This window comes from Synechococcus sp. L2F (assembly GCF_024345695.1).
Taxonomy (GTDB): domain Bacteria; phylum Cyanobacteriota; class Cyanobacteriia; order PCC-6307; family Cyanobiaceae; genus MW101C3.
This window is the reverse complement of record NZ_JAGQBP010000002.1, coordinates 482091-505472: the sequence shown is the minus strand read 5'-3', so window position 1 is coordinate 505472 and position 23382 is coordinate 482091. Positions and strand designations below refer to the sequence as shown.

The following is a 23382-nucleotide window of genomic DNA, read 5'->3' as shown; positions in this document are numbered from 1 at the left end:
GGATGCCCCGCGCGAGCATCGTTTCTGGGCCCAAGGGCACATCGTCTGAGCCTGACGCCACGTCGACCACAGCCAGCACTACGGTCCCGGCCCTTGACAAGGAAGAGGCGGCGAAGCTGCGCTCCCTCAACGGCGGCGCCCTCGAGGACGTGATCCGTGTGCGTGGCGCCCGCCAGCACAACCTCAAGGACGTGGATCTCACCATCCCGCGCAACCGGCTGGTGGTGTTCACCGGTGTGAGCGGCAGCGGCAAGAGCTCGCTGGCCTTCGACACGATCTTCGCCGAAGGGCAGCGCCGCTACGTCGAGAGCCTTTCCGCCTACGCGCGCCAGTTCCTCGGTCAGGTGGACAAGCCCGATGTGGATGCGATCGAGGGGCTTTCCCCGGCGATCTCGATCGACCAGAAGTCCACCAGCCACAACCCTCGCTCCACCGTCGGCACGGTCACGGAGATTCAGGACTATCTCCGCCTGCTGTTCGGGCGCGCCGGCGAACCCCACTGCCCTCAGTGCGACCGCTCGATCCGGCCCGAGAGCATCGACGAGATGGTCGACCGGATCTCCTCCCTGCCGGAGGGCACCCGCTACCAGCTGCTGGCGCCGGTGGTACGGGGCAAGAAGGGCACCCACACCAAGCTGCTCAGCGGCCTGGTGGCCGAAGGCTTCGCCCGTGTGCGCATCAACGGCGAGGTGCGCGAACTCTCCGACAACATCGAGCTCGACAAGAACCACGCACACAACATCGAGGTGGTCGTCGACCGGCTGGTGGCGCGTGAGGGCATCAACGAACGGCTCACCGACTCCCTGCGCACCTGCCTCAAGCGCGGCGACGGCCTGGCGCTGGTGGAGGTGGTCCCCAAGACCGGCGAGCAGCTGCCGGAAGGGGTGGAGCGTGAGCGGCTCTATTCCGAGAACTTCGCCTGCCCCGTGCACGGCGCCGTGATCGAAGAGCTGTCCCCCCGGCTGTTCTCGTTCAACAGCCCCTACGGCGCCTGCCCCGATTGCCATGGCCTCGGCCATCTGCGCAAGTTCACCGAGGAACGGGTGGTGCCCGATCCCGCCCTGCCGGTGTATGCGGCGGTGGCGCCTTGGAGTGAAAAGGACAACAGCTACTACTTTTCCTTGCTGTTCAGCGTGGGGGAAGCCTTCGGTTTCGAGATCAAGCAGCCCTGGAACCAACTCACCAAAGACCAGCAGCAACTGCTGCTGCACGGCAGCCCTGAGCCGATCGCCATCAAGACCGACAGCCGCTACACCAAGAGCCAGGGCTACCTGCGCCCGTTCGAAGGCATCCTGCCGATCCTGGAGCGGCAGCTGCGCGACGCCAGCGGCGAGGCGATCCGCCAGAAGCTGGAGAAGTATCTGGATCTTGTTCCCTGCGGCACCTGCCATGGCCTGCGGCTGCGTCCTGAGGCGCTGGCGGTGAAGGTGGGGCCGTATGCGATCACCGATCTCACCAATGTGAGCGTCGCCGACACGCTGCAGCGGATCGAGTCATTGATGGGGGTCGGGGAGGCGGAAGGGGCGGACCCCCTGCTCAATCCCCGTCAGATCCAGATCGGCGATCTGGTGCTGCGTGAGATCCGCATGCGCCTGCGCTTCCTGCTGGATGTGGGCCTCGATTACCTCAGCCTCGACCGCCCGGCCATGACCCTCTCCGGCGGAGAGGCCCAGCGCATCCGCCTCGCCACCCAGATCGGCGCCGGGCTCACCGGCGTGCTCTACGTGCTGGATGAACCCAGCATTGGCCTGCACCAGCGCGACAACGACCGCCTGCTCAACACCCTCTTCCGGCTCCGCGACCTGGGCAACACCTTGATCGTGGTGGAACACGACGAGGACACGATCCGCGCTGCCGACCACCTGGTGGACATCGGCCCGGGCGCGGGCGTGCACGGCGGCCGCATCGTGGCCGAGGGCACGCTCGAGAACCTGCTGGCGGAGGAGGACTCACTCACGGGGGCCTACCTGAGTGGGCGGCGCTCGATTCCGACCCCGCCCGAGCGGCGCACCAGCAGCAGCCGCAAGCTCTCGCTGCTCAATTGCTCTCGCAACAACCTGCAGGGGCTCGATGTCGACATTCCGCTCGGCCGTCTGGTGGCGATCACCGGGGTGAGCGGCAGCGGCAAGAGCACCTTGATCAACGAACTGCTCCACCCGGCGCTCGAGCACAAGCTGGGCCTGAAGGTGCCGTTCCCGTCCGGTCTCGATGAATTGCGAGGCATTCAGTCGATCGACAAGGTGATCGTGATCGACCAGAGCCCGATCGGCCGCACGCCCCGTTCCAACCCCGCCACCTACACGGGTGCGTTCGATCCGATCCGCCAGGTGTTCGCCGCCACGATCGAGGCCAAGGCCCGCGGCTATCAGGTGGGCCAGTTCAGCTTCAACGTGAAAGGCGGGCGCTGCGAGGCCTGCAGTGGCCAGGGCGTGAATGTGATCGAGATGAATTTCCTGCCCGATGTGTATGTGCAATGCGATGTCTGCAAGGGGGCGCGTTACAACCGTGAAACCCTTCAGGTGACCTACAAAGGCCACACGATCGCCGACGTTCTGCAGATGACGGTGGAACAGGCAGCCGACGTGTTCAGCGCCATTCCCCAGGCGGCCGACCGGCTGCGCACCCTGGTGGATGTGGGGCTGGGCTACATCAAGCTGGGACAACCCGCTCCCACCCTCTCAGGCGGTGAAGCCCAACGGGTGAAGCTGGCCACCGAACTCTCCAAGCGGGCCACCGGCAAAACCCTCTACCTGATCGATGAACCGACCACCGGCCTGAGCTTCTACGACGTCCACAAGCTGATGGATGTGATGCAGCGGCTGGTGGACAAGGGCAACTCGATCGTGGTGATCGAACACAACCTCGATGTGATCCGTTGTGCCGACTGGCTGGTGGATCTGGGCCCCGAAGGCGGCAACAAGGGCGGGCAGATCGTGGTGGCCGGCACGCCGGAGCAGGTGGCAGAGCATCCCACCAGCCACACGGGTCGCTACCTCCAGCAGGTGCTGGCTCAGCATCCACCGGAGGCCCTTTCGGCCTGAAGCCATCACCACCAACCGAGCAACGGCCAGCGGGAGGGGATCATGGAGGCATCACCGCTCCAACGTCGTGGCCCAGCGTCGATTCAAGCCGGCGGCAACCGCCCTGCTGACCGTTGCCGGGCTGGTGGGGGGCCTCGCCCTGGCGCCTTCCCGCGCCCAGGCGCTGGAGCGGGTGCAGATGCGGCTGCCGCTGCTGGAAACCGACTTCACGGTGGAGCTCAGCGAGCTCAGCAGCCCTGCCAGCCTGTTGGCCGGCAACAGCGACCTGGCCGAGCTGGACCGGGCCACCGATGGAGCGGTGGGCCGCAAGTTCGTTGACCTCTTCAATGCCCCGCTGCCGCTGCAGGTGACGGCTGTGGTCGATACCTCCGCGACCTCGCCCCTGCTGAACCAGGCCCTGCTGCTGGTGTCAGCGCTCGGCGGCATCGACGGGCTGCCGGAGCCGTTCACCGGCGAAGACCTCTCCAGGGTGCTCGACCAGGCGGCGGCCAAGGGTCCGCTCACCATGCTCACCGTGCTGCGGGCCCTGCCCGGGAAAACGGCCACGCTCGATCTGAGCCGCGCCCTGTTCGCCGTGCAGCGGCTGGCGCGGCAGCAGCAGCCGGCCGATACCCTGCTGGCCGCGCAGCCGGCGGCGGCGGAAGATCCGGCCCTGCGCTCAGCGGGTCCACTGGCCACGCAACGCGCTGAGCTGACGATCCCCGTGGCCTACCGGCCCCAGCCGTTGTCCGTGGTGGTGGTCCGCCCGACCACAGGCGCCAACAACCGCCTGGTGGTGATCTCCCACGGTTTGTGGGACAGCCCGGAAAGCTTTGAGGGCTGGGGACGCCATCTCGCCAGCCACGGCTACACCGTGCTCCTGCCCCGCCACCCCGGCAGCGACCGGCAGCAGCAGAGCGCCATGCTCTCCGGCAAGGTGCCGCCTCCGGGCCCGGAGGAGCTGCGGATGCGGCCCCTGGATGTGAGCGCCGTGATCGATGCCGTCGCCGCCGGTGGCCTGGGCCTGCCGCCCGGCATCCGCACCGACTCCGTGGTGGCCATGGGCCAGTCGTGGGGCGCCACAACCGTGCTGCAGCTGGCCGGTGCCAGGCCCAGCGACACCCGCCTGACCGAGTTCTGCAACGACCCCTTCGATCCCTCCAGAAATCTCAGCTGGATCCTGCAGTGCAGCTTCCTCACCTCCGCCAACACCGCCGCGCTGGCGGATCCCCGCATCAAGGCGGTGGTCGCGGTCAGTCCGCCCATGTCGCTGCTGTTCGCCTCCGGTGCGGCCCAGTCCATCTCCAGCCGCGTGCTGCTGGTGAGCGGCAGCCGTGACTGGGTGGTGCCCGCCGGGCCTGAGGCGATCACGCCCATGTCCCTGGAGGCGCGCAATGCCGGCGGTGGGCACAGCCTCGTGCTGGCCAAAGGCGGCGATCACTTCAATCTCGGTTCCACCTACGAGGTGGGTGGTGGGGTGCTGCGCGGCTTGCTCCTGGCCTGGACCAACGCTGCCTATGCGGCCGGGCCTGCGGTCGCCCCGCGCTCGGGTGCCCCGCAACTGCTGCCAGCCAATGGTTGGGGCGACACCACCATTCCCCTGGTGGACGTGACCGGCGCCCTGCGTGAGCGCACCCCCTGAGGCTGAAATGGAGCGGGCCGGCAGCCGGAGCGCTCAGAAAGCCGGCGGTTCTTCGCTGTCGCTGCTGGCCGGATGGTTGGTGTTGGCGTCCGGCATCCAGTAACTCAGGTCGTCCTGCCAGAAGAGCCGCCCCGGCAGGCGGTTGGTGCTGAGCTTGGTGGAGCCCATGGTGGAGAGCAGGGCGCCCAGCTCCATCGGCGTGAGATCGGTTTTTACGTTCTCGCCGGCCAGCTTGATCAGCGCCGGATACTGGGCCACCGTGCCGGGCTGGGCCAGCTTGCGGAACACTTCCCGCAGCACCATCTGCTGACGCTCCATACGGCCGAGATCGCCCAGTTCATCGTTGCGGTAGCGCAGGAAGCCTTCAAGGGCTTCACCCTTGAGCAGCTGCACGCCCGGGTAGAGGTCGATGTAAAGGTCCTGGCGGCTGTCGGTGTAATACATCCGCTTGGGCACATCCACCTCCACACCGCCCAGGGCGTCGGCCAGCTTCTGCACGGCATCGAGGTTGACCAGCACGTAGCGGTCCACCGGAGTGCCCAGCAAGCTGGTGAGCTGTGCCTTCACTTCCTCCACACCACCCATGGCATAGAGGGCATTGGCCTTCAGCACGCCGTGCTGGTCGGATTCGATGAAGGTGTCCCGCGGCACCTGGGTCAGCCGGGTGATGCCGTCCTGCACCTCCACGGTGAACATCACATCGGTATTGGCGGCCACGTGATCGGTGCCCAGCACCACGATGCGGTGCTGGTCGAGGCCGAGGGGCGCCACCAGGCTGCTCACCGAGGGGGCCGCTCGCATCAGCCCGGCCATCAAGGAGCCCAGCAGCTGGGGAAGGGGCCCGGTGACGAGCAGGCTCAGGCCCACTCCACAGGCCAGACCCAGCAGCGCAGAGGGGCGATGCAGACGGCGACGGGGGCTCTTGCCACCATTGCCCCGGCGTGGTGCACCTTCCACCGGCGCGCCATCCTGAAGGCCAGCGGCAGGGTCAGCAGTCGACCCAAGGTCTTGCACCCGGGCCGTGACGGAGAGAGGGCTACGACGCGACTGGGCCTTGGGCATTGAGGTTTCCGATGGCCGCACCATAAAACCCATTCCCCTGGCTGGCCAGGTCAGGGACCTGCCACCACCTCCACCCGGGCGGCGGCGCGATCGGCCCGCTCCCTTGCCTCAGCCAGATCGGTGCCGCGCGCCAGGGCCACACCCATGCGCCGGTGGGGCCGTGCCTCCGGCTTGCCGAACAGCAGCACGGTGGTGTCGGGTTCGGCCAGGGCTGCCGCCACGCCGGTGTAGGCCACGCTGTTGAGCTGCTCGCCGGCCAGGATCACCCGGCTGGCGGCGGGACCGGTGGATTGGATGGCGGGGATCGGCAGCCCCAGCACGGCGCGCAGGTGCAGCTCGAACTCGCTGAGGTTCTGGCCGGCCAGCGTCACCAGGCCCGTGTCGTGCGGCCGGGGCGAGAGTTCCGAGAACACCACCGCGCCGGGGTCCGTGGAGCCGGCAGCACCGGTGAGGAAGAACTCCACGCCGAACAGTCCGGCACCGCCCAGGTGATCGGTGACCTTCAAGGCCATGGCCTGGGCCGCCTCCAGCTGAGCCGGTGCGAGGCAGGCGGGCTGCCAGCTGCATTGGTAGTCGCCCCGTTCCTGCACGTGGCCGATCGGCGGGCAGAACAGCGTGGGGCCGTTCCACTGCCGCACTGTGAGCAGGGTGATCTCCTGCTCGAACTGCAGGAACTCCTCCACGATCACCCGCGCGCCGGCCCCGCGCGCGCCCGCCAGCGCCGCCTCCCAGGCCGCTGCGATGCCTTCGGGGCCCTGTACCACGCTCTGCCCCTTGCCCGAGGAGCTCATCACCGGCTTCACCACCACGGGCCAACCGAGCGGCGCGGCGGCGGCGGCCAGTTCCTCGGCGCTGCTGGCATAGGCGAAGCGGGCGGTGCGCAGGCCCAGGGTGCCGGCGGCCAGATCCCGGATGCGATCACGGTTCATGGTCACGGCTGTGGCCTGTGCCGTGGGAATCACGGTGACGCCTTCCGCCTCCAGTTCAGCCAGGGCATCCACGGCCAGGGCCTCGATCTCCGGGATCACCAGATCCGGCCGGTGGCGCCGCACCACGGCCAGCAGCGCCGCCGCATCGGTCATCGGGACCACCACCGCCGCATCGGCCACCTGCATGGCGGGCGCACCGGCATAGCGGTCGACGGCGATCACGCGGCAACCGAGGCGCTGGGCGGCGATGGCCACTTCTTTGCCCAGCTCGCCGCTGCCCAGCAGCATCAGGGTGCGAGGGAAGGTGGGCGCCGTCATCACGGGGGGGCAGGTGCCCTTGATCCTGCTCCCCCGCTTGGCCCTGCTAGAAGAGCAGCGTGTCGGCCCCGCCTGCCTTGATCGTTTCGCCCGCCGTTCTGGCCTTCGCGTCCACCGGTGACGGCGTCGATGGGCTGCCGTTCGGATGGACCATCGACGGCCTGCAGAATGGTGTGCTGATCTATCTCGGCCTCTCTTCGCTGGCGTTCGTGATCGTGTGGCTGGTGGGCTTCCTGCGGCGCTCCTGAGCGCCGCGACCTACCCGCCGCGACCCACTGCTTCAGCCAGCAGGCCCGCAACAGAACGCCCCGATCAAAACGCCGCCATCAGCCCGGCCCGGTCAGGAATCGGCGATCAGGTCGAGCTGGCGCACCGGCGGCTCCTCGCTCACGAAGCCATAGGCCTCGAACACCTGTGCATCCGCGTGGGTGATGTGCTGGCCGTCGCTGTGCCGCTCCAGTTGGAAGCCCTCCTGCGCCATGCGCCGCATCAGGCCGGCGGCTTCCTCAAAGCGAGCTGCCATCGCCTCGAGGCTGGCGCAATCGGCCGTCAGGCCCGTTTCCTTCCAGGTGAAGTAAGCCAAGGCGACGCTCGCAGTGCGGGAAATGGACGCGGGGGTGGGAGCCACCCTCTCGATTCTGCTCAGCTCCGCCTCAATTCTGCTCAGCTCCGCCCTGCGCCGCAGCGCTCGAGGCTCAGGGCAGCAGCAGCAGGCCGAGCAGCACCAAGGCCACGCTCGCGAGCCAGAACCCCACCACGACTCGCTGTTCCGGGTTGCCCGCCAGCTCGAAATGGTGGTGCAGCGGCGCCATGCGGAACAGCCGCCTGCCCTGCCCATCGGGGCCCTTGGTGGCTTTGAACACCCACACCTGCAGGATCACCGACAGGGACTCGGCCACAAACACCCCGCCCATCACCAGCAGGGGCCAGAGGCTGTCGGTGAGCAGGGCCACCGCCGTGAGCGCCGCCCCCATCGCCAGCGAGCCGGTGTCGCCCATGAACACCCGGGCGGGGTGGCGGTTGTGGCCCAGGAAGCCCAGCCAGGCGCCCGCCATCGCCGCGCAGAAGCCGGCCATGGCAGGGTCGCCGCTGTGGCCACGCAGCATCAGCTCCAGGGCGAAGCCGGTGAACACCACGGCGCCGCAGCCTGCCGCCAGGCCGTCGAGGCCATCGGTGAGGTTGGTGGCGTTGCTTTCGGCCAGGAACACGAACAGACCCAGCGGCAGCAGCAGCAGGCCCAGCGGCAGCACCCAGCCGAACGGCAGGCCCACATCGCCGCCGAACCAGCCACGCCAGCTGCCCCAGGCCAGGAACAGCAGCGCCGCCAGCGCCTGCAGCACCAGCTTCCCCTTCGGGGTCAGGCCGGTGTTGGTGCGGCGGGTGAGGCTGCGCCAGTCGTCGAAGCCGCCGATCGCCAGGAAGGCGAGGGTGATGGCGGCCACCGCCAGCAGGCGCTCATCGGTCGGAGCAATCAGCCCGCCCACGATCACCCCCACCGGCACCACCAGCAGACCGCCCATCGTGGGGGTGCCGGCCTTGCTGAGGTGGCCTTGGGGCCCGTCTTCCCGGATCACCTGGCCCACTTTCAGGGCCCGCAGCCGCGGCACCCCCCACACACAGAGCGCCCAGCTCACCAGCGCCGCCAGCAGCAGCGGCAGCGTGAGCTGGGACACCCGGAACCAGAGATCGCAGCCCAAGGCCGCCGCCACGAGCAGCAGGGTGAGGGCGCTGGCGGGAGAACGCAGCCGGCCGGGAGCGGTGAGCGGGGAGGTGGAGGCCAAGGATCAGGGGCGATGGCGGCCGTTCAGGCCCGTTCCTCGTAACCGGACGGATGGGAGGGGAAGGGTCAGTCTTCCCAGCTTTCGTCGCTTGCTTCGTCGGCTGGGCTGTAATCCTCTTTCTCGCCCATCAGGGCGGAAAGCTCCTCCTCTTCCACCGTGCTCACATCAGGAGCGGCGGTTTCCTCATCCACCACCAGCCGGCCGCTGGTTTCCAGCCAGCTCAGCAGGTCCGGTTCGTCCCGCAGGGGGAGCACCGGTGCCGGCTCTTCCCGCCCGTAGCGGGTGAGGGAGGGATTGACGCTGTCGAGGGTGCTCATGAATGCAGATCAGCGGGGATGTTCAGGCTGGGAAAGCCAACGCTGCGCCCGGTTCGCCGATCCACCACCATAGATCAGGCCTCTGCCCCGTTTTCTTGTCGGCATCCAAGGCGGTCGGGATTCTGCGGGTATGGGCCGTTGCCCTGCTGCTCAGTGGCCTGCTGGTGGCCGCCGGCCGCCGCTGGCCGGTGGCGCTCACGCCCACGCCGGCGATCGTCTGGGCTCTGCTGCTGCTGCCCCCGCTGCTGATGGGGTTCTGGATCGCCCGCCGCTGGGGGAGAATCCAGCAACCGGATCCGAGCGAGGCACTGAGCGAATGACACAGGAGGAACGGACGTCCCGGGCGAAACGGGTGGTGCTCGCCTACTCCGGCGGGGTGGATACGAGCGTCTGCATTCCTTATCTCCTGAACGAATTCGGCGTGGAGGAGGTGATCACCTTCGCGGCCGATCTCGGCCAGGGCGATGAGCTCGAGCCGATCCGCCGCAAGGCGCTCGACTCCGGCGCCAGCCAGTCGATCGTGGGTGATCTGATCGAGCCGTTCATCACCGACTTCGCCTTTCCCGCCATCCGCGCCAACGCCCTTTACGAAGGCCGCTATCCCCTCTCCACCGCCCTGGCCCGCCCGCTGATCGCCCGTCGCCTGGTGGAGGTGGCCCGTGAGGTGGGCGCCGATGCGGTGGCCCATGGCTGCACTGGCAAGGGCAACGACCAGGTGCGTTTCGATGTGGCGATCGGGGCCCTGGCGCCCGAGCTCAAGGTGCTCGCTCCGGCGCGCGAGTGGGGCATGAGCCGGGAGGAAACGATCGCCTATGGGGAGCGTTGCGGCATCCCGGTGCCGGTGAGCAAGGCCTCACCTTTTTCGATCGACCTGAACCTGCTGGGCCGCAGCATCGAGGCCGGCCCGCTGGAGGATCCCTGGGTCGAGCCCCCCGAAGAGATTTACGCCATGACCTGCTCGGTGAGCGCAGCGCCGGAGCAGCCCGAGGTGGTGGAGATCAGCTTCGAGCAGGGCAATCCGGTGGCGATCAACGGCGAACGGCTCGATCCGGTGGCGCTGGTGCGCCGCGCCAACGCCCTTGCCGGCAGCCATGGCTTCGGCCGTCTCGACATGATCGAGAACCGGGTGGTGGGGATCAAGTCGCGGGAGATCTATGAAACCCCCGGCCTGCTGCTGCTGATCAAGGCCCACCAGGAACTCGAAAGCCTCACCCTGGCCGCCGATGTGCTGCGCTACAAGCGCCAGATCGAAACCAGCTGGTCTGATCTTGTGTACCAGGGCCTCTGGTTCGGCCCGCTCAAGGAGGCGCTCGACGGCTTCCTCGACCGCACCCAGCTGACCGTCAGCGGCACGGTGCGGATCCGGCTCCACAAGGGGAATGCCACCGTGATCGGCCGCTCCTCCAGCGAAAGCCTCTACATGCCCGACATGGCCACCTACGGTGCCGACGATCGCTTCGATCACCGGGCGGCTGAGGGGTTCATCTACATGTGGGGCCTGCCCACGCGCCTGTGGGCCGCCGCGAGGCGGCGTTAGTTCAGGGGCTGGGAGTCGCGATGGCCGGAGACGTGGTGGGGGTTGCTTCGGCTTCAGGCCCGGAGCCACGGCCGCTGGCTCCGGGCTGGATGGTGACCCAGGCGACGTCACTGATGCGCCCCAGCAGGCGGGCTGGGCCATCTGCGCGTCGAATCGTGAGCAGGTCGGGACGGCCGGCGAACACCTGCAGCCCCTCACTGAGCGCAAATCGCTTCTCCCCTTTCAGCAAGCCCGCGAATAGGTAGGTACCGGCGCCGTTGCGCACCTCCACCCAGTTGTCCTCGTTGCTGCGCAGGGCCACTTCGTTGGGCCCGACAGCGTCGGGATTGGGGGTGGCGGCACTGGTGCCATTGCCGCTCTTGGCCTGCCCTTGCGCTTCCGCCACTGACGCAGTGGTGTTCACCGAGGGGGCGGAAGCGGGGGATTGCCGCAGTTGATGCCATCCGAGGGTGCCTCCGAGGGAGAGCAGGCCCACCGCTCCGGCGATCAGCAGCAGTTGGTGCCGGGTTTGCGGCAGACGGGGTGCGGCGCTCAGGGAGCTCTTCAACCAGTGCAGCGGCTGCAGCGGCGTGCGCGGCTGGGTGGGCCGCTCCCTGGACGGTGGTGTGGGTGGTGGTGGCGGACCCGGTGCGGCGGCAGGCGCGGGAGCGGGCATCAAGATGCGTTGCTGGGGGTTGAGGCCAGGCAGCGCGTGCTGGAGCGTTTGCCGCAACGACTGGTTCTCCTCCGTCAGCAACCTCTGGCGCTCCAGGATCGGCTCGCAGCGTTCTTTGAACTTGCGCTCGAAGATCTCAGGCAACTCGGAAACCAGAGATTCCAGTTCCGCTTGGTGACGGCGCGCCTGCTCCAGCTCCTGCTGGGTACGGCTCAGACGCAGGTGGGCCGACTGGAGCTGCATCTGGCTGGACTGCAACTCAAGCCGCGTGGCTTGAAGATCAACCTCAAGGGTTTCCGGATCACTGCCGTTGGCCTGAGGGGCAGTCGGGTCGTCAGACCCGAACCGGTCGGAGGGGACGTGTTCGGGCAACGTCCAGAACGGGGGACAAGATGGGACTCAGGCTATCCGGGACCGCCGCGACTGCAGCAGTCGTTGCGACCCCGGTGTTGTGTCCCCGGATCTGGAGCAGCCGGTGAAGGCCCAGGGTCAGGAGGCGACAGCGATGGCAGCCTCGGCTTCGGCGGGCGCCGCTGCGCCACCGGCGCGGGGGGCTGGCATCGGGCCGTCCTGCTTGACGGTGAGGTAACGGATCACGTCTTCGCTGAGACGCATCGCCCGCTCCAGCAGGGCCACCTGCTGGCCATCGCCGTTGTGGTTGAGCTGCACGTAGATGCCTTCGCGATGCTTGGCGATCGTGTAAGCCAGACGCCGCTTGCCGCGCATCTGGGTGTCGAGCACTTCGGCGCCGGCTTCGGTGACGATGTCACGGTATTTGTTGACATGCGTTTCCACCTCTTCCTCCGGGATGTCCGGACGAAGGATGTACATCGTTTCGTAGTAAGGCTTCTGCGACATGGCGGGAGTGAAAGCTCCGTGACGGGCTCGGATGAGGCCGGCAGCCTGTTGGCGACCAGCGACGGACTTACCACCCTACCCGCCGGACTGTCCGGGGCTTCAGCGGCGCCTCAGTAGAGCTGGATGCGCACCGCCTCGGACACGGTGGGGATGTCGGGTTCCTTGCCGCGGACGCACTGGACCACGGAGAACAGCACCAGCAGCAGCGTGCCGAGGAAGACCGTGTTGCTGAGGGTGCGCACGGCGAAGCTGCCCGCCAGGGGGCTCAGCAGGATCTGGAAGGTGAGCGAGACCAGGATCAGCACGATGTCGATCAGGATCGCCTGCAGCACGTTGAAGCGGATGAAGTACGGAACCCGCGGGTTGCGCACCACCGCCAGAAACAGCACCAGGAAGATCACGAACCCGCCGAAGGGAACGAGTTGCTGGAGGGTGGCCAGCGGCAGCGCCGGAACGGCCAGCCACTGCAGCAGTGGAAAGAGGCCGAACAGGTCCCTGCCGAAGGGAAGGGCGTCGCTCCAGGGCAGCAGGTAGGCCAGAACGGCCAGAAAACGTTGCCAGATGGGGATGTCCATCAGCCGGGGCCGGGTCAGCCCACGGTAGGTGCCGCCAGCCACGCTGTGGCCGCTTCGCGCATGGCGTCGACAGGCACCGGCAGCGCCTGGCCGGCCGCCTGGAGCCAGAGCTGCAGGGCGGCTGCCCCCTGCTGCACGAGCATCTCCAGGCCGTCCTGGGTGTGGCAGCCCCGGGCGGCGGCGTCCTGCAGCAGCGGGGTGGGGCGAGGCGTGTAGATGAGGTCGTAGACGAGTGTGCCGGGGCGCAGTGCCTCCAGCTCGGCTGCCGTCAGGGGGGAACGGGTGGCGGCCATGGCTGCCGAAGCACTGGCGGGCGCGCCCATGCCCACCGGCGTGCTGTTCACCACCAGATCCGCCTCGTTGAGGCGTTGCGCCAGGCTGGGGCCAGCAGCGGCGGCGTTGCCGTCCCCACGGCCAGCGGGTGCGCTCCAGAGCCAGCTGTCCAGGGCCGGCGCCCAGTCACCGCAGCTCGCCTGGAAGGCCGCCAGGCGGCCGTGGTCGCGGGCGGCCACGGTGATGCGCCCCAGACCCAGCTCGGTGAGACCGGCCACCACGGCGCGGGCACTGCCGCCGCAACCCAGCAATACGGCGCGCCGCCCGCTCCAGCCGCCGGCCCCGCCGCCCGCCGCCGCCTGTCGCAGGGGTGCCAGAAAGCCGTCCACATCGGTGTTCGTGCCCAGCCAGCCGCCCGCCTCGCGGCGCACCAGGGTGTTGACGGCCCCGACCCGGCGGGCCAGGGGGCTGAGTTCCGCCGCCAGTGCGGCCACGGCCTGTTTGTGGGGCAGGGTGACGTTGAGGCCGCGGCAGTCGACGGCTTCCAGGCCGCGCACCACCGTGGCCAGGTCGGCGGCAGCCACCGGCAGGGCCAGATAGATCCAGTCAAGGCCGAGTGCCCGCAGGGCGGCGTTGTGCATCACCGGCGAGAGCGAATGGCGCACCGGATCGCCGAGCACGCCCAGCAGGGCGGTCTGGCCGGTGATGGTGTGGGTCATAGGGGGCTTGCGGCGGTGCCACCAGCGGCAGCGGAGGCCTCCGGGGCCTCTGCGGCATCATCGGTGGCCCAGCGGCGGCGCCATGGGAAGCACCATCAGCTGCGCCCTCCCCACGGGCCCGGCTGCACCACAGAAGAGCCAGTGGTACGGCTGCAGTTCGGAAACCACCCCTCGCCTCGCCAGGCCCCTGTTGCTGAGGATGCAGCGGTAAGAACACGATCCGATCAGAGGAGGTGGGACACCATGGGCAAGGTTGTTGGGATTGATCTGGGCACGACGAACAGCTGCGTGGCGGTCATGGAGGGCGGCAAGCCCACGGTGATTGCCAACGCTGAAGGCTTCCGCACCACGCCTTCGGTGGTGGCGTACACCAAGAACCAGGACCAGCTGGTGGGGCAGATCGCCAAGCGCCAGGCGGTGATGAACCCTGAAAACACCTTCTATTCGGTCAAGCGCTTCATCGGCCGCCGGGTCGAGGAAGTGAACGAAGAATCGAAGGAAGTGAGCTACGGCGTCGAAAAGGTGGGCGCCAATGTGAAGGTCAAGTGCCCGGTGCTGAACAAGCAGTTCGCCCCGGAGGAAGTGTCGGCCCAGGTGCTGCGCAAGCTGGCGGAAGACGCCGGCAAGTACCTCGGTGAAACCGTCACCCAGGCGGTGATCACGGTGCCCGCCTACTTCAACGACTCCCAGCGCCAGGCCACCAAGGACGCCGGCAAGATCGCCGGCCTCGAAGTGCTGCGCATCATCAACGAGCCCACCGCGGCGGCCCTGGCCTATGGCCTGGATCGCAAGAGCAACGAGCGCATCCTGGTGTTCGACCTCGGCGGCGGCACCTTCGACGTGTCCGTGCTCGAAGTGGGCGATGGCGTGTTCGAGGTGCTCTCCACCAGTGGCGACACCCACCTGGGTGGCGACGACTTCGACAAGGTGATCGTCGACTTCCTGGCGGATTCCTTCAAGGCCAACGAAGGCATCGACCTGCGCCAGGACAAGCAGGCCCTGCAGCGCCTCACCGAAGCGGCCGAGAAGGCCAAGATCGAGCTCTCCAGCGCCACCCAGAGCGAGATCAACCTGCCGTTCATCACGGCCACGCCGGAAGGCCCCAAGCACCTGGATGTCACCCTCACCCGGGCGAAGTTCGAGGAGCTGGCCAGCAAGCTGATCGATCGATGCCGGGTGCCGGTGGAGCAGGCCCTCAAGGACGCCAAGCTCGCCAGCAGTGAGCTGGATGAGGTGGTGATGGTGGGGGGTTCCACCCGCATCCCCGCGGTGCTGGAACTGGTCAAGCGGGTCACCGGCAAGGACCCCAACCAGACGGTGAACCCCGACGAAGTGGTGGCCGTGGGCGCCGCCATTCAGGGCGGTGTGCTGGCCGGTGAGGTGAAGGACATCCTTCTGCTCGACGTCACCCCGCTGTCGCTGGGTGTGGAAACCCTGGGCGGCGTGATGACCAAGATGATCACCCGCAACACCACCATCCCCACCAAGAAGTCGGAGGTGTATTCCACCGCGGTGGATGGCCAGACGAACGTGGAGATCCACGTGCTGCAGGGTGAGCGTGAGCTCGCGTCCGACAACAAGAGCCTGGGAACCTTCCGTCTCGACGGCATTCCTCCGGCCCCCCGCGGCGTGCCCCAGATCGAAGTCACCTTCGACATCGACGCCAACGGCATCCTCAGCGTGACCGCCAAGGACAAGGGCAGCGGCAAGGAGCAGAGCATCTCCATCACCGGCGCCTCCACCCTCAGCGACAACGAGGTGGAGAAGATGGTGAAGGACGCCGAGCTGAATGCCACGGCCGACAAGGAGAAGCGCGAGCGCATCGACCTGAAGAACCAGGCCGAAACCCTCGTGTATCAGGCCGAGAAGCAGCTCGGCGAACTGGGCGACAAGGTGGCCGCCGACGCCAAGGACAAGGTGGAAGCCAAGCGCGTGCAGCTCAAGGAAGCGGTCGAGAAGGAAGACTTCACCGCCATGAAGAGCCTGCTCGAAGAGCTGCAACAGGAGCTCTATGCCCTGGGCGCCTCTGTGTATCAGCAGGCCGGTGCCGCTGAAGCGGCGGCGGCCAACGGAGCGGCCGGCAATGGTGCCTCTGCCTCCGGTGCTGCCGCCGACGACGTGATCGACGCCGAGTTCACCGAGAGCAAGTGAGCGGGCGGGCAGGCCTGCGGGCCTGTCACCGGCCCTCACGTCTCAGCAGAAAAGCCCTCCGCAGGGAGGGCATTTTTTTGCTCTTCAGGGGCAGGAATCCGGGTATGGCAGGAAGCCGGGCTGGGAAGCCGTTGGCGCAGGCCGGGGCCTGAAGCCGGCCGTGGACGGTGTGCCGGGGATTACTTGCCGATGCTGTCGACAGCCGCCTTGGCCTTGGTGACCACCTCAGCCGGCAGGCTCACGTAGCCCAGCGTGGGGGCCTTGCTCTGGAATTCTTCCGACAAGGTGGTGTTGAAGACCTTCTTGAGCATCTCGGCCTTCTCGCCGTTGCCGGTTTTGTAGAGCAGGATCCAGGTGAAGGTGACGATCGGGTAGCCGGCCGAGGGGTTGGGATCGCTGCCGATCAGGTCGGGCCCGAGATCGATGGCGGCCAGCGCCTTGCTGGCGTTTTCGTTGTCGGGTTTGGCGAAGTCACCGCTCTTGTTCTGAATGGCGGCCGCCTGCAGATCGCCCTTCACAAAAGAGGTTTCCACGTAGCCGATGCTGCCGCGGTTCTGGCCCAGGTTGGCGGCCACGCCCTCGTTGCCCTTGGCGCCGACGCCCACCGGCCAGGCCACCGCTTTGCCAGCTCCGGGGCCGCTCTTCCAGCCTTCGCTGAAGGCGGCCAGGCTGTTGGTGAAGTTGTAGGTGGTGCCGGAGCCGTCCGAGCGATACACCACGTTGATCTGCTGATCAGCGCAGCCCAGCTCCTTGAAGTTCTTGATCTTGCCGAGGAACACATCCGCCACCTGGGCCTGGGTGAGCTTGAGCTCGCAGCCGGGCAGGTTGTAGGCCACGGCGATGGCGCCGGCCGTCATCGGCACCTGCACGGCGCCGCGGCTCACCTTGGCAATGTCCTCGGCATCCATCGGCGCATCGCTGGCGCCGAAATCCACCGTGCCGGCGATGAACTGGCGCACCCCGGCGCCGGAGCCCACCGACTGGTAGTTCACCTTCAAGCCGGTGGAGGCCAGCTGCTGGAACCAGCTCTGATAGATGGAGGAGGGGAAGGAGGCGCCGGCGCCGTTGAGGGTGCCGGTGAGCTGGCCGCCCCCGCCGCCCCCGCTACCGCCACCGCAGGCCGTGAGCGCCAACGCCGCGCCCAGGCCGAGTGGCAGCGCCAGACGGGCGAACGGACGGCGGTGCAATCGGGTGGGGGAGGCCATGGGACGACGGGCGAGCGGAATGCTTCTCCCGGAAGCTATCCAAGGGCACGGCTGCCAACGTTAACGACAGGTAAGGCTCCTGTTCCCGGTAGCGATCACTTCAGCGGCCCAGGCGGCGCTGGCTGGCGCCAGCAACACGCCATTGCGGTAGTGACCGGACAGCAGCAGCAGCCCCGGCTCCAGCTGCTCGAGCAACGGTGCCGGCCGCCCGGCCGGCCGCGCCCGCAAACCCTGCCAGTGGCGCTGCACGCGCGCTTGCGCCAGCCACTCCGGTGCTGCGCCTTCCAGCTGGCGTAGCGCGCTCCAGCGGGCTGGATCGGCGCTGAGGCCGGGCTCCAGGGTGGCGCCCAGCCACAGCCGCCGCTGCGGGCGTGGCACCAGGTTGATGCCCCGCCACACCACGCTCGCCGGCCAGGCAGCGGCGAGCTCAGGGCCGATCTCCAGCTCGGCGGCCTGGCCCAGCACCGGCTCCAGCGGCCGCTCATGGCCGAGCGGCGCCAGCAGCGCCGGGCTGGCCAGGCCGGCGGCGACCAGCACCCAGGGGGCCTCCAGCCCAGCGCCACCCTGCAGCGACACCTGCCAGCGGTCGTTGCGGCGCGCCAGGGCCTCCACCTGATCCGCTCGCAGCTCCAGGCCACGCGTCTGGCCGTCGTGACGGAAGGCGGCCATGGCGGCAAGGGGATCGAGCTGCCCGTCGCGGGGGGAGAACAGCCCCGCCAGGGCACCGTGCGGCAGGGCGGGGCGAAGGGCTTCCAGCGCCGGCCGCTGCCACAGCTCCATGGCCAGGCCCAGGGCCTGGCGGTTCAGGGCGAGAGCTTCGAGGCGCGCCAGCTCCTGAGCGTCGGCGGCCAGCAACAGCAGGCCCGGTCGGTGGGGCACCGGCTGACCGGCCAGGGCCAGCTCGGCGCGCCACTGCTCCCACAGCCGCAACGATTGCTGCCGCAACCGCCAGGCCCGGCCGCTGCTGCGGTGGAACACCTCCCCCATCAGCACTCCGATCGCGGCGCTGCTGCCGCTGCCTTCGGGCTGGGGACCGTGGGGGGCTGGATCCACCAGCACCACCGCATGGCCGAGGCGTTGGAGCCACCAGGCGGCAGCCAGGCCGATGATGCCGGCGCCGATCACCACCACCCGGGACGCGGGCGTGGGGGGTGGCGGGAGATGGGGCGGAGGAGCCGTCAGAGGGGCTGTTGGCTCAGCCGAGCGGATCGGCGGGGATCACGTCGCTGTAGGCGCCGAAACCGCTGGCCACCTTGATGTAGCCCTTGCGCAGCCGCTCGCCGTCCTGGAGTTTGGCGGCTTCATCGAGTTCGGCCAGGGCGGCCTTCAGCTGGTTGGCGAGCTTGGTGGCGGCTGGACGATCGGCGGGGAGAAGCCGCTGGTTGATGTAGAGCATCTCGCGGCCCACTTCCTGCATCGGACCGTGGATCAGGTTGCGGGTGAACACCCAGTTGCGTTCGTTGATCAGCTCCGCCAGTTCCGGCAGCCGGTCTTTGGCGGCCTGGAAGCCTGCGGCCTGGCGCTGGATCACGGCCATGTCCGCCGGGCTGATCGAGGGAGGCTTGCGGGCCTGATTGCCGTCGCAGGCGGCAAGCCCCAGGCACAACACCACGGAAAGGCTGAGCACGGCGAAGCGCTTCAGGGCGGAACGAAGCGCGAAAACCAGCTGAGCGACCATGACGACGGGAACAGGCGAGCGGACTTTACGTCCGTTCATGCAGCGCTGTGGCTCTGATCAACACCACCCGCCCAGGTTGTGGGACCGGCCCTCCAGGGCGGGCGGCACAATGACCCTGGCAATCCTGGCGGTGATGACCCTTCCAACGGCGATCCTTCAGGTGATCTGCCCCGACCGTCCTGGGCTGGTGAGCACCCTTTCGGGCTGGGTGGCTGCCAATGGCGGCAACATCCGCCATGCCGATCACCACACCGATGCCGGTGCCGGCCTGTTCCTCAGCCGTCTGGAGTGGGAGGTGGAGGGCTTCGGCCTGCCGCGGGAGGCGATCGGCCCGGCCGCGCTTGCTCTTGCCGAGCGGCTGGGGGGGGAAGGCACGCTGCGCTTCTCCGACGGCCACCCGCGCGTGGCGATCTTCGTGGGGCGGCAGGACCATTGCCTGGTGGATCTGCTCTGGCGCACGCGGGCCGGAGAGCTGCCGATGCAGGTGCCGCTGGTGGTGTCCAACCATCCGGATCTTGAGCTGCTCGCTGCCGATTTCGGTGCCCGCTTCGTGCATCTGCCGATCAGCGCCGGCAGCCGCGAGCAGGTGGAGCAGGCCCAGCGGCAACTGCTGAGCGAGCTGGACATCGACCTGGTGGTGCTGGCCAAGTACATGCAGGTGCTGAGCCCAGCCTTCCTGCTGGGGGCGCCGCCGGTGATCAACATCCACCATTCGTTTCTGCCCGCTTTTCAGGGGGCCCAGCCCTACCACCGCGCCTGGGAGCGGGGGGTCAAGTTGATCGGAGCCACCGCCCACTACGTGACCGAGGAGCTCGATGGCGGCCCGATCATTGAGCAGGCCACGATCACCGTCAGTCACCGCGACGACGTGGACGATCTGATCCGTAAAGGCCGCGACACTGAACGGCTGGCGCTGGCCCGGGCGTTACGCCTGCACCTGCGTGGCCAGGTGATGGTCTACCGCGGCCGCACAGCGGTGTTCTCCTGATCATGCGGGAGCCGATCCGCCGCCTCGACAGCTGCCGTCCCGAGACGGCGCCACCCCTGGGTTGGCGTTGCTTCCAGCTTGGGGTCTTCGTGCTGCCCAGTAGCGCCCTGATCGCTGGCCTGCTGCTGCTGGTCGCGCTTGTGGCCGCCAGCCGCCGCGGACGGTTCCTCCAGGACAAGGTCAACCGGGTGCTGCTGGTGGTAGCTGCCTTGATGGTGATCGGTTGCTTCCGCGCCACCAGCGGCTGGCTTGCCTGGGTGGGGATGGGAAACTGGCTGCCCTTCTTCTGGGCGTTCTGGGGCTTTCAGCCGTATGTGGCCAGCGCCGCTGCCCGCCGCCGCGTGGGGCTCTGGCTGCTGGCCGGCACGGTGCCGGTGATCGTTACGGGCCTGGGCCAGCTGTGGTGGGGCTGGTCCGGGCCGTTCCAGATCCTGGGTGGAGCGATCATCTGGCACATCGGCGAGGGGGGTACGCCTGACGGGCGTTTTTCCGGCCTGTTCGACTACGCCAACATCGCCGGTGCCTGGCTGGCACTGGCCTGGCCCTTCGCGCTGGCGGCACTGCTGCAGGCAGGCCAGAGCTGGCAGCGGCGTGCTGCGGCGCTCGGTCTGGCTGCCCTTCTGGCTACGTCCCTCTATCTCACCGATTCACGCAATGCCTGGGGGGCCCTGGTGCTGGCGGCCCCAATCGTGGCCGGGCCGATCAGCTGGCCATGGCTGCTGCCGCTTTTGCTGCTGCTGCTGCTGCCCGTCATCCTGGCCAGCCTGCCTGGCGTGCCGGCGTTGCTGCAGGCCCCCGCCCGCGCGTTGGTGCCTGAGGCGATCTGGGCCCGCCTGAATGACGTCAAGTTCGCCGGTGAGCGAAATCTGGCCAGCACCCGGCTCAGCCAGTGGGGCGTGGCTCTGATGCTGATCGCCGAGCGGCCTTGGCTGGGCTGGGGCGCGGCGGCCTTCAGCGTGATCTACCCGCTGCGTACGGGCCAGTGGCATGGCCACCCCCACAACGTGGTGATTGACCTGGCGGTCAGCCACGGCCTGCCGGCTGCCGTGGGCGTGGTGGCGATCGTGCTGTGGCTTCTGATCCGTGCGGCGCGGCTTGGGATTGCCAGGGAGCCGGTGTTCGAGCGGGCCTGGTGGGCGGCAACCCTGGTGCTGGTGGTCCTTCACGCCACCGATATTCCGATGTACGACAGCCGCATCAATATCGCCGGGTGGATACTCCTGGCGGGGTTGCGCACAGTCGAAAGGCATCATCCCGACCCTCAGACCTTGACCAAGGGCTGATCACCTCAGGGCATGCCCGATCCGGGCCCGATCTGGTTGAGGCCGATCGTCAGATGAAGGTCTGGTCAGATGAAGGTCGTCCAGCTGTTGCCGGTTCCAAGGATGTAGGCGCCCGTCCCTGGTACGAGGTTGACCCCTTCCAGTTTCCCGATCAGTTCATCCGCATTGCTGAAGCGGTTATCGCCGTTGCCCAGAAAGATCTCGGTGGATCCTCCCGAGAAGCGGTAGAGGTACTGGGAATCGCTGCGCAGCTGCAGCTTGTCGTCGGCGGCATTGAAGTCCTTGATCAGGGCATAGTCCTCAGTGCCTTGGGAGAGGCGGGAGCCATCGTTGTAGAAGGTGCCGCGGCTGTCGGCCAGGAGAAAGGTGTCCCGGCCGCCGCCGCCGGTGAGGCTGTCAATCTGGTTGCGGCCCAAGGCTGCGGCCGAGGTGCCGCTGGAGGGAACTCCGGCGATTCGATCGTCGCCATTGCCGCCGGTGACGGTGTTGTTGCCAGTGGTGCCCCAGAGGATCTGGTTGGTTGGGGGCGGTGGCGCAGCGTCGTTGTCGGCAATGGTGACCGTGGCCGAGCCCGTGCCGATCGCGTAGGCGGAGCCTGGCGCAAGATTGAGGACCAGGGTTTCCGGACCCTCCACCAGCGTGTCGTCCACCGGCGTGATGGTGAGCACGACGGACGTCTGGTTGCTGGCAAAGGTGATGGTGCTGCCCAGGCTGGGCGCGTAGTCGCCCGCGGTGGCCGTGCCGCCAAGGCTGAAGCTCACCGTCAGGGACTGGCCGAGGGTCCCGCCACTGCGGGTGAGGGTGAAGGAGCCGGGCGCTTGGCCTGCTTCCGCCGCTGCAGCACCGCTGGCTGCCACCGACACCATCGGCAGGGTTGGGTCCACCACCAGCGCGCCCAGCCGGTCGAGGGCGGCGGGGATGTTGAGCCGGCCCCCTGTCACGGTCTTGTTGGCCAGAGAGGCTGTGGGGGTTGCGGATTCGAGCAAGGCCCGCTTGATCTGGGCGGCGGTGGCGCTGGGAAACGCCGACTTGAGCAGCGCCGCTGCTCCTGCGACGTGGGGCGAGGCCATCGAGGTGCCGCTCTTGTTGCCGTAGCCCCCCCCGGGCACGGTGGAGAAGACGGAGGAACCAGCCGCCCCGAGATCCACCGACACCGACCCGAAGTTCGAGTATCTCGCCAGGGCGCCTGTGCTGGTGATCGCAGCCACGGCGATCACGTTGCTGCTGGCGTAATTGGAGGGGTAGCTGGGATTGAGGTCGTTGTCGTCGCCGATGCCGTCGAGGCCGCCGTTACCGGCTGCCGCGATGAACAGCAAATCCTGTTGGGTGGCCCGATCAATCGCGTTTTCGAGGGCCCGGGAATAGCCACCACCGCCCCATGAGTTATTGGTGCCCACGAACTGGCCTGTTTCCCCCCGTTGGCCCGCTTGGATCTTGGCGGTGGTGAAATAGTCGAGCGCCAATACGGCATCGCTGAGGCTGCCGCTGCCTGAGCGGGCGAGGAACTTCAGGGGCACCATCTGCACCTGCCAGTTCACGCCTGCCACGCCCAGGCCATTGCCGCCCATGGCCCCGACGGTTCCAGCCACATGGGTGCCGTGGCTGTTGTCGTCGTAGGGGTCGTTGTCGTTGTTGGCGAAGTCCCAACCGATCAGGTCATCCCTGTAGCCATTGCTGTCGTTGTCGACCCCGTTTTCCCAGCCTGAGCGGCTGTCAAGCATGTCCCCGGCATCGATGTAGCCGTTGCCGTTCCAGTCGGTGAGCCCGGCGGCGGGATTGGAACGGTTGGTGGCGTTGTTGAGGTCGCGGAAACTGATCAGTTGGTCGCCATCGGTGTCGACCAGTGAGCTGAAAAAGCTCAGGCCCTGGAGCTCGCCCTGGTTCAGCCAGATGTTGAGGTAGAGGTCGGGGTGGGTGTAATCGATGCCGGAGTCGACGATTCCCACAACCGTGGTGGTGGTCCCGGTGATGTCCCGCCCCCAGGCACCGACTGCGCCAGAGCCGAAGCCAGTGCTCTGCATGCCCCAGAGCGTGCTGAGGGAGGGATCGTTGCTGACCTGCTGGATGCCAACGCGCCCATCCTGTTCAGCGAACAAGACTTCGTATCGCTGGCCGTAGCTCCGCAGCAGTCGCTCCCTGGCCTGGGCATCCGCGGGTGCCCGCACCACATCCAGCACCCCCTCCCCGGCCTGTTGCATGGGCAGGGTGTGGATGGAGCGCAGGACTGTTCCCCCCAGCTCCCGGTGGATGGACGTGCGCCTGGCGGCGTCGATGTTGAGGCGCCACTGGACGAGCAGTTGTTGCACCGGGCCGTCGGGACCTTCGGCTTGTCCGCTCGGGGCCGTTGTGCCTGCCTCAAGATCCCAGGCCGCCCGTGGGATGGATGGGCTC

General features: G+C 68.0%; 21 protein-coding genes. 8 read left to right on the top strand and 13 right to left on the bottom strand.

The genetic code is table 11. The features are described from left to right. Window positions 1–2 precede the first annotated feature (2 nt). Window positions 3–3041 carry an excinuclease ABC subunit UvrA gene (gene uvrA / locus KBZ19_RS07450; protein WP_255100457.1) on the top strand — a complete coding sequence of 1013 codons (3039 nt, stop codon included), beginning with the start codon at window positions 3–5 and terminating at the stop codon, window positions 3039–3041. Between the two features lie 67 nt (window positions 3042–3108). Next, window positions 3109–4662 (top strand): dienelactone hydrolase, encoded by a 1554-nt coding sequence (locus KBZ19_RS07445; protein ID WP_255100456.1) that lies wholly within the window; start codon window positions 3109–3111, stop codon window positions 4660–4662. A gap of 33 nt (window positions 4663–4695) precedes the next feature. Here the strand turns inward: KBZ19_RS07445 and KBZ19_RS07440 are convergent, their stop codons facing one another. After that, on the bottom strand, window positions 4696–5724 hold the full coding sequence (locus KBZ19_RS07440) for an LCP family protein (protein ID WP_255100455.1): 1029 nt from the start codon (window positions 5722–5724) through the stop codon (window positions 4696–4698). A gap of 50 nt (window positions 5725–5774) precedes the next feature. Beyond that, the gene (gene purT, locus KBZ19_RS07435; protein ID WP_255100454.1) at window positions 5775–6971 is read right to left on the bottom strand and encodes a formate-dependent phosphoribosylglycinamide formyltransferase; all 1197 of its coding nucleotides are present in this window, start codon (window positions 6969–6971) and stop codon (window positions 5775–5777) included. 59 nt (window positions 6972–7030) lie between these two features. On the opposite strand from purT, the gene KBZ19_RS07430 reads away from it, so the two are divergent. Further along, the gene (locus KBZ19_RS07430) at window positions 7031–7219 is read left to right on the top strand and encodes a cytochrome B6 (RefSeq protein ID WP_233132866.1); all 189 of its coding nucleotides are present in this window, start codon (window positions 7031–7033) and stop codon (window positions 7217–7219) included. A gap of 92 nt (window positions 7220–7311) precedes the next feature. Here the strand turns inward: KBZ19_RS07430 and KBZ19_RS07425 are convergent, their stop codons facing one another. The 3 genes from KBZ19_RS07425 to KBZ19_RS07415 form a co-directional block, all read right to left on the bottom strand. Beyond that, entirely contained in the window at window positions 7312–7554 is a 243-nt protein-coding gene (locus KBZ19_RS07425) for a hypothetical protein (protein WP_094511206.1), read from the bottom strand. Window positions 7555–7666: 112 nt separating this feature from the next. Continuing rightward, the gene (gene mraY / locus KBZ19_RS07420; protein WP_255100452.1) at window positions 7667–8752 is read right to left on the bottom strand and encodes a phospho-N-acetylmuramoyl-pentapeptide-transferase; all 1086 of its coding nucleotides are present in this window, start codon (window positions 8750–8752) and stop codon (window positions 7667–7669) included. Between the two features lie 65 nt (window positions 8753–8817). Beyond that, a complete protein-coding gene (locus tag KBZ19_RS07415; RefSeq protein ID WP_094511208.1) occupies window positions 8818–9069 on the bottom strand; it encodes a DUF3134 domain-containing protein in 252 nt (83 codons plus the stop codon). 95 nt (window positions 9070–9164) lie between these two features. On the opposite strand from KBZ19_RS07415, the gene KBZ19_RS07410 reads away from it, so the two are divergent. Next, window positions 9165–9389 (top strand): hypothetical protein, encoded by a 225-nt coding sequence (locus tag KBZ19_RS07410; RefSeq protein ID WP_144036949.1) that lies wholly within the window; start codon window positions 9165–9167, stop codon window positions 9387–9389. Continuing rightward, window positions 9386–10606, top strand: a complete 1221-nt coding sequence (locus tag KBZ19_RS07405) for an argininosuccinate synthase (RefSeq protein ID WP_094511210.1) — start codon at window positions 9386–9388, stop codon at window positions 10604–10606. The genes KBZ19_RS07410 and KBZ19_RS07405 overlap by 4 nt, the downstream gene beginning before the upstream one ends. Window position 10607: 1 nt before the next feature. Here the strand turns inward: KBZ19_RS07405 and KBZ19_RS07400 are convergent, their stop codons facing one another. The 4 genes from KBZ19_RS07400 to KBZ19_RS07385 form a co-directional block, all read right to left on the bottom strand. Continuing rightward, complete coding sequence (locus KBZ19_RS07400) at window positions 10608–11633, bottom strand: RodZ domain-containing protein (protein WP_255100451.1); 1026 nt, start codon at window positions 11631–11633, stop codon at window positions 10608–10610. A 117-nt stretch (window positions 11634–11750) separates the two neighbouring features. Then, window positions 11751–12119 carry a 30S ribosomal protein S6 gene (gene rpsF, locus KBZ19_RS07395; RefSeq protein ID WP_094511212.1) on the bottom strand — a complete coding sequence of 123 codons (369 nt, stop codon included), beginning with the start codon at window positions 12117–12119 and terminating at the stop codon, window positions 11751–11753. Between the two features lie 110 nt (window positions 12120–12229). Then, entirely contained in the window at window positions 12230–12694 is a 465-nt protein-coding gene (locus tag KBZ19_RS07390; RefSeq protein ID WP_255100450.1) for a Tic20 family protein, read from the bottom strand. 14 nt (window positions 12695–12708) lie between these two features. Beyond that, complete coding sequence (locus tag KBZ19_RS07385) at window positions 12709–13686, bottom strand: shikimate dehydrogenase (RefSeq protein WP_255100449.1); 978 nt, start codon at window positions 13684–13686, stop codon at window positions 12709–12711. 243 nt (window positions 13687–13929) lie between these two features. Here KBZ19_RS07385 and dnaK point away from each other — a divergent pair, with 243 nt between their 5' ends. Then, the gene (dnaK, locus tag KBZ19_RS07380) at window positions 13930–15837 is read left to right on the top strand and encodes a molecular chaperone DnaK (protein ID WP_094511214.1); all 1908 of its coding nucleotides are present in this window, start codon (window positions 13930–13932) and stop codon (window positions 15835–15837) included. A 179-nt stretch (window positions 15838–16016) separates the two neighbouring features. Here dnaK and pstS read toward each other — a convergent pair whose 3' ends face one another. From pstS to psbQ, 3 genes are all read right to left on the bottom strand, one after another. After that, entirely contained in the window at window positions 16017–17042 is a 1026-nt protein-coding gene (gene pstS / locus KBZ19_RS07375; RefSeq protein WP_255100448.1) for a phosphate ABC transporter substrate-binding protein PstS, read from the bottom strand. Window positions 17043–17102: 60 nt separating this feature from the next. Continuing rightward, window positions 17103–18173: an FAD-binding oxidoreductase gene (locus KBZ19_RS07370; RefSeq protein ID WP_255100446.1), complete on the bottom strand. Its 1071-nt coding sequence runs from the start codon at window positions 18171–18173 to the stop codon at window positions 17103–17105. A gap of 64 nt (window positions 18174–18237) precedes the next feature. Next, entirely contained in the window at window positions 18238–18720 is a 483-nt protein-coding gene (gene psbQ / locus KBZ19_RS07365) for a photosystem II protein PsbQ (RefSeq protein ID WP_094511216.1), read from the bottom strand. A 133-nt stretch (window positions 18721–18853) separates the two neighbouring features. Between psbQ and purU the strand changes: the two genes are divergently transcribed. Both purU and KBZ19_RS07355 read left to right on the top strand, forming a co-directional pair. After that, entirely contained in the window at window positions 18854–19708 is an 855-nt protein-coding gene (gene purU, locus KBZ19_RS07360; protein WP_094511547.1) for a formyltetrahydrofolate deformylase, read from the top strand. Window positions 19709–19710: 2 nt separating this feature from the next. Then, window positions 19711–20991: an O-antigen ligase gene (locus KBZ19_RS07355; RefSeq protein ID WP_094511217.1), complete on the top strand. Its 1281-nt coding sequence runs from the start codon at window positions 19711–19713 to the stop codon at window positions 20989–20991. Window positions 20992–21056: 65 nt separating this feature from the next. Here the strand turns inward: KBZ19_RS07355 and KBZ19_RS07350 are convergent, their stop codons facing one another. Further along, window positions 21057–23297 carry a S8 family serine peptidase gene (locus tag KBZ19_RS07350; RefSeq protein WP_255100445.1) on the bottom strand — a complete coding sequence of 747 codons (2241 nt, stop codon included), beginning with the start codon at window positions 23295–23297 and terminating at the stop codon, window positions 21057–21059. Between the last annotated feature and the right edge of the window lie 85 nt (window positions 23298–23382).